This is a genomic window from Georgenia sp. (assembly GCF_054605595.1).
Genome location: NZ_JBTSDU010000159.1, coordinates 1 through 5,915, shown reverse-complemented (window position 1 = coordinate 5,915; position 5,915 = coordinate 1). Strand labels below are relative to the sequence as shown.

Genomic DNA, 5,915 nt, shown 5'->3' with positions numbered 1-5,915 from the left:
GACCAAGGCCGGGGTCGCCCCGGCCGTCGCCCCGGATCTCGCCGCCGCCGTCGGGGCGCTGCCCCACCTGCGGCTGCGCGGGTTCATGACGATTGGCGCCAACACGCCCGACGTCGCCGTCGTCCGGGCCTCCTACGAGGCCCTCGCGACGGTGCGCGAGCAGGTCCTCGCCGCCGGCCACCCCGGCACGGGCGAGGCCCGCGAGCTCAGCATGGGCATGAGCGGCGACCTCGAGATCGCCGTCGCCGCGGGCGCGACCCTGGTGCGCGTGGGGACGGCCGTCTTCGGTGCGCGGCCGGCGGGCGGCGCCTGAGCGCCGTCGACCCGCTCCGCGGAGCGGCTACGGCACCCGGTAGGTCCACTCGTCGGAGAGGAACTTCGTCTCCACAAGCTCGCGTGCCCGCTCCAGCTCGGCGGGGGTGTAGTCCGAGCGCCGGGTGTCGTACCGACTCTCGAAGTACGCGATGAACGCGTCGATGATGGCCTCGCGGGTCATGCCGGTCTGCGAACGCATCGGGTCCACCCGCTTGTTGGCGCTCTTGGTGCCCTTGTCCGACATCTTCTCGCGGCCGATGCGCAGCACGTCGAGCATCTTGTCCGCGTCGATGTCGTAGCTCATCGTCACGTGGTGCAGGACGACACCGCTCGCGAACCGCTTCTGTGCGGCGCCGCCGATCTTGCCCTGGTCGGAGGCGATGTCGTTGAGCGGGACATAGCGGGCGTTGACACCGACGTCGGCGAGCGCACCCAGCACCCAGTCGTCCAGGAAGGCGTAGGACCGCTCGAAGCTGAGGCCCTCCACCAGCGAGCTCGGCACCACGATCGAGTACGTGATGCAGTTGCCTGCCTCCATGAACATCGCGCCACCGCCCGAGACGCGCCGCACCACCATCATCCCGTGACGCTGCAGCGCCTCGGTGTCGACCTCGTTCCGGACCGATTGGAAGGAGCCGATCACCACCAGGGGGGCGTCCCACTCCCAGATGCGCATGGTCGGCCCACGCCGCCCGGCCGCGACCTCCTCGGAGATGACCTGGTCGAGGGCGACGTGTACGGCGGGGGACAGCGGCCCGGAGTGGATGACGTCGAACGTGTGGTCAGCCCAGCTCGTCGCGTGCCCGAGGGCCCGGCGCACCGCGATGCCGACGGCGTCGGGGCTGAAGCCGACGAACGCGACCGTGTGGTCGACCGCTGCGGAGATGGCGCGCGAGAACTGGTCGGCGGAGGAGTCCGCGGGCATCCCCTCGAGGGCGGCGTCGATGCGTTCGAGGGCGGACTCGGGCTCGAGGAAGAAGTCGCCGGACAAGCGCGGGCTGGTCAGCCGGCCGTCCTCCACCTCGACGTCGACCGCGACGAGCTTGCCGCCCGGGACCTTGTACTCACCATGCATGGCACCAGCCTAGGACGCGTACGGCGGCCAGCGGTGCGCACGTGACCGGTCTCTCACCGTACCCGCCGGCATCGGTCGTCGGCGCCGGGGCCGGGTCGCGAGCGCCGGGGCCGGGTCGCGAGCGCCGGGGCCGACGGCGTCAGCGCGGCTCGACGCCGTGGTGCAGCAGGCCCCACACCATCGACTCGGTCAGTGCTTCCCAGCTCGCCTCGATGATGTTGGAGCCGACCCCGACGGTCGACCAGCTCTGACCGCCGTCGGAGGTCTCGATGAGCACCCGGATGATGGCGTCGGTGCCCTGCTGGGAGTCGAGGATGCGGACCTTGTAGTCGATGAGCTCGAAGTCCTCGATCTCGGGGTACGTGCCCACGAGGGCGCCGCGCAGGGCGGCGTCGAGCGCGTTCACCGGCCCGTTGCCCTCGCCGGTGGTGACGATCCGCCCCCGGCCGGTGCGCAGCTTCACGGTGGCCTCGGCATCGGGGTTGGCGGCGCCGGGGCGGTGTTCGGCGAAGGCGCGCCAGCTCTCGACGTCGAAGTAGCGGGGGGCGCGACCGTCGATCTCCTCACGCAGGAGGAGCTCGAAGGAGGCGTCCGCCGCGTCGTAGGTGTATCCCTGCGCCTCGGCGTCCTTCACCTGCTGGGTGACCCGGCCGAGGAGGTCCGCCTGGCCCGCGAGGTCGAAGCCGAGCTCGCGGCCCTTGAGCTCGACGGAGGCGCGGCCGGCCATCTCGGAGACGAGCATCCGCATGTCGTTGCCGACGGCGCGCGGGTCGATGTGCTGGTACAGGTCCGGGTCGACGCGGATGGCGCTCGCGTGCAGGCCGGCCTTGTGCGCGAAGGCCGACGCCCCCACGTACGGCTGGCGGCCGTACGGGCTGATGTTGGTGATCTCGGAGATGGCATGGGCGATCCGGCTGGCTTCGGTCAGCCCGTCCCCGACCAGCACGGGGCTGTCGAGCTTGAGCTCGAGGTTGGCCGCGCAGGTGAGCAGGTCCGCGTTCCCGGTGCGCTCGCCGTAGCCGTTGACGGTGCCCTGGACGTGGGCGGCGCCCGCGGTGACGGCAGCGAGGGTGTTCGCGACGGCACAGCCGGAGTCGTTGTGGGCATGCATGCCGAGGCGGCCCTCGGTGGCGGCGCGGACCTCGCCGACCACCGCCGTCACCCACTGCGGCAGCATGCCGCCGTTTGTGTCGCACAGCACCACGGTGGCGGCGCCGGCGTCGAACGCGGTGCGCACCACCTGCAGGGCGTAGGCGGGGTCGAAGCGGTAGCCGTCGAAGAAGTGCTCGGCGTCCAGGATGACCTCGCGGCCCAGGCCCACCAGGTGGCGCACCGTGTCCCCCACCATGCGCAGGTTCTCGGCGCCGTCGGTGCGCAGCGCACGCTCGACGTGCCGGATGTCGCTCTTGGCGACGAGCGTGATGACCGGGGCCTCGGAGGCCACGAGCGCCTGCACCTGCGGGTCGTCCGCCGGCCGGGAGCCGGCCTTGCACGTGGCGCCGAAGGCGGCCAGGCGCGCGTGGTGGAGCTCGAGCTCCTTGGCCGCGCGGGCGAAGAACTCGGTGTCCTTCGGGATGGCACCGGGCCAGCCACCCTCGATGTAGCCGACGCCGAGCTCGTCGAGCAGCGGGGCGATGGCGAGCTTGTCCGCCACCGAGAGGTTCATGCCCTCCTGCTGGGCACCGTCGCGCAGCGTGGTGTCGTAGATCTGGACGGCGACGCCGTCCGACGCGTCGCCGTGCGGATGGGCGAACTCGGCGGGCTGCGCCCGGCTGAGCCCGTCGGGGGCGGCGGTGTTGGACATGCTGGTCTCCTCGGACTGGCCGGCACGGGCCTGCTGCGGCCGTGCTCGGCCGACGATGCTGTTCGGGCCGGCGGTCGACCCGCTCTGCTGCTCGGCCGGACCTCGGCCGAACCGTGCTCCTCGACGCATCCCAGCCTAGGCCGACGGGGTGGTGCCGGTATCGGTCGCCGCCGGGCCTCTCCCGCCGGCTACGTCGCCGGGAGGGGTGGCCCCGGCAACAAAAAAACCCCCCGTGGTACGGGAGGTCTGCGCATCAGGCGGGTGTGCCCGATGCGCTAGCCGATAATCAGCTGGGAGTACGTCATGCGGGCCAGTGTGCCACATCACGGGCCGCGCGCCTACCACGGCCCGAGATGTGGCACCGCCGGCTAGGCCAGGCGGTACATCCAGTCGTGGGGATCCTGGCGGCGTCCGTACTGGATGTCGGTGAGCGTCGCATACAGCTCCTTGGTGATCTGCCCGGGGGCGCCGTCGCCGACCGTGGCGTCGAAGCCCTCCCCGGCGAGCCGGCCGATGGGCGTGATGACGGCGGCCGTACCGCACGCGAACGTCTCCACCACCTGTCCGGAACGGATCTGCTCCAGCATCTCGTCGAGCACGATCGTCTCCTCGCGCACCTCGCGGCCGCCGTCACGCAGGAGCTGCAGGATCGCGGCCCGCGTGCCGCCCTCGAGGATGGTGCCGGTCAGCGCCGGGGTGCGGACGCTGCCGTCGGCGTCGACGACGACCATGTTCATCCCGCCGAGCTCCTCGATGTGGGTGCCCGTGGCGGCGTCGAGGAAGCACACCTGCTCGAAGCCCTTGTGGTACGCCTCCTGCTGGGGCAGCAGCGACGCCGCGTAGTTGCCGCCCGTCTTCGCCGCCCCCATGCCGCCCCGGCCGACACGGTGGTAGTCCTGCGCCACCCAGATGTCCACCGGCTGGAACCCGTGCGCGAAGTACGGGCCGACCGGCGAGCCGATGACCAGGTACTCGATCTCGTGCGCCGAGCGCACGCCGAGGAACGGCTCGGTGGCGATCATGAACGGGCGCAGGTACAGGCTCGCACCGGCGACCCCGGGGACCCAGCGCTCGTCGGCGGCGACCAGCGCCGCGAGGGAGGCGACGAAGTCCTCCTCGGGCAGCTGCGGCAGCGCGAGGCGGTGGGCGGACGCGGCCAGGCGGGCGGCGTTGAAGCCGGGCCGGAACGTCCAGACGGAGCCGTCGGCGTGGCGGTACGCCTTGAGCCCCTCGAAGGCCTCCTGCCCGTAGTGCAGGACGGCGGCCGCCGGCGACATCGTGAGCGGCCCGAACGCCTCGACCCGGTGGCCGTGCCAGCCCTCCTGGGGCGTCCAGGACGCGCGGGCCATGTGGTCCGTGAACGCGACGCCGAACTTCAGGTCGCCCATGACGGCGGCGTGCTGCTCCGCCGTCGCCGGGTGGTCGCTGGCGGTCAGCGGGAAGCGGGCGGCGAGCTGGGCGGCGGGGGCGAGCTCGGCGGCGGTCGGACCGGTGAGGGTCGACGTCGGGGCGGCAGTACTCATGTCGATGACCTTCTCGAGAGGTGTGTGCTGGGACGACGGTAGCGCCGAGACGCCCACCGGCGTGGCCGGCGGGCGTCGGGCGAGCGTCGCCCGGGGTGGTGATGCGGCGTCCGTGCGGGCCGGTCAGGCCGTGACGTGGGTGCGCACCCGGTCGGCGAGGGTGTCGCCGACGGTGCTCGTGGTGCGCGGGGTGCCGTCCCGCTCGGCGATGTCCGCGGTGACAGCGGCGGCGATGGCCGCCGCCGGCTCGGTCAGCCCGAGGTGGTCGAGCATGAGCGCGACGGACAGGACGGTCGCGGTCGGGTCGGCCTTGCCCTGGCCGGCGATGTCGGGCGCGGAGCCGTGGACCGGCTCGAACATCGACGGCGTGGTGCGCGCGGGGTTGATGTTCCCGGACGCCGCCAGGCCGATGCCGCCGGTGATGGCGGCGGCAAGGTCCGTGAGGATGTCGCCGAAGAGGTTGTCGGTCACGATGACGTCGAACCGGGCCGGGTCGGTGACCAGGAAGATCGTGGCGGCGTCGACGTGGAGGTAGTCGACGGCGACCTCTGGGTACGCGACGGCGACGGCCTCGACGGTGCGGCGCCACAGGTGGCCGGCGTGGACGAGGACGTTGTGCTTGTGCACGAGCGTGAGCTTCTTGCGGGGCCGGGCCTGGGCACGCTCGAAGGCGTCCCGGACGACGCGCTCGACGCCGAACGCGGTGTTGACCGAGACCTCGTTGGCGACCTCGTGCGGGGTACCGACGCGGATGGCCCCGCCGTTGCCGACGTACGGGCCCTCGGTGCCCTCACGGACGACGACGAAGTCGACGTCGCCAGGGTTCGCCAGCGGGGTGGGTACGCCGGGGTACAGGCGCGAGGGGCGCAGGTTGACATAGTGGTCGAGCGCGAAACGCAGTTTCAGCAGCAGGCCGCGCTCGAGCACGCCGGAGGGCACGGTCGGGTCGCCGATGGCGCCGAGCAGGATGGCGTCGTGCTCGCGGATGGTGTCGAGGTCGGCATCGGTGAGGGTCTCCCCGGTGCGGTGCCACCGGACGGCGCCGAGCTCGAACTCGGTGCGCTCGACGCTCACGTCGGAGCCGGCGAGCGCCACGTCGAGGACCTTCAGGCCTTCCGCGACCACCTCGGGCCCGATGCCGTCGCCTGCCACCACTGCCAGCTTGATCGTGCGCGGCATGGGGCCGAATCTACCCGCC

At 72.4% G+C, this 5,915-nt stretch carries 5 protein-coding genes; 1 reads left to right on the top strand and 4 read right to left on the bottom strand.

The window, feature by feature from the left end; all coding sequences use genetic code 11:
- Window positions 1-313 (top strand): alanine racemase (locus tag ACYC1Z_RS13760; protein ID WP_461410092.1); only part of this gene is annotated, 313 nt, incomplete at its 5' end.
- A gap of 27 nt (window positions 314-340) precedes the next feature.
- Here ACYC1Z_RS13760 and ACYC1Z_RS13755 read toward each other — a convergent pair.
- The 4 genes from ACYC1Z_RS13755 to ACYC1Z_RS13740 form a co-directional block, all read right to left on the bottom strand.
- Window positions 341-1,390 (bottom strand): lipoate--protein ligase family protein, encoded by a 1,050-nt coding sequence (locus ACYC1Z_RS13755; RefSeq protein ID WP_461410091.1) that lies wholly within the window; start codon window positions 1,388-1,390, stop codon window positions 341-343.
- A gap of 139 nt (window positions 1,391-1,529) precedes the next feature.
- Window positions 1,530-3,194, bottom strand: coding sequence for a citramalate synthase (gene cimA, locus ACYC1Z_RS13750; protein WP_461410090.1), 1,665 nt, complete (start codon window positions 3,192-3,194; stop codon window positions 1,530-1,532).
- A 368-nt stretch (window positions 3,195-3,562) separates the two neighbouring features.
- Window positions 3,563-4,717, bottom strand: coding sequence for a branched-chain amino acid aminotransferase (locus tag ACYC1Z_RS13745; protein ID WP_461410089.1), 1,155 nt, complete (start codon window positions 4,715-4,717; stop codon window positions 3,563-3,565).
- Window positions 4,718-4,840: 123 nt separating this feature from the next.
- Window positions 4,841-5,896, bottom strand: coding sequence for a 3-isopropylmalate dehydrogenase (locus ACYC1Z_RS13740; protein ID WP_461410093.1), 1,056 nt, complete (start codon window positions 5,894-5,896; stop codon window positions 4,841-4,843).
- Window positions 5,897-5,915: the final 19 nt, after the last annotated feature.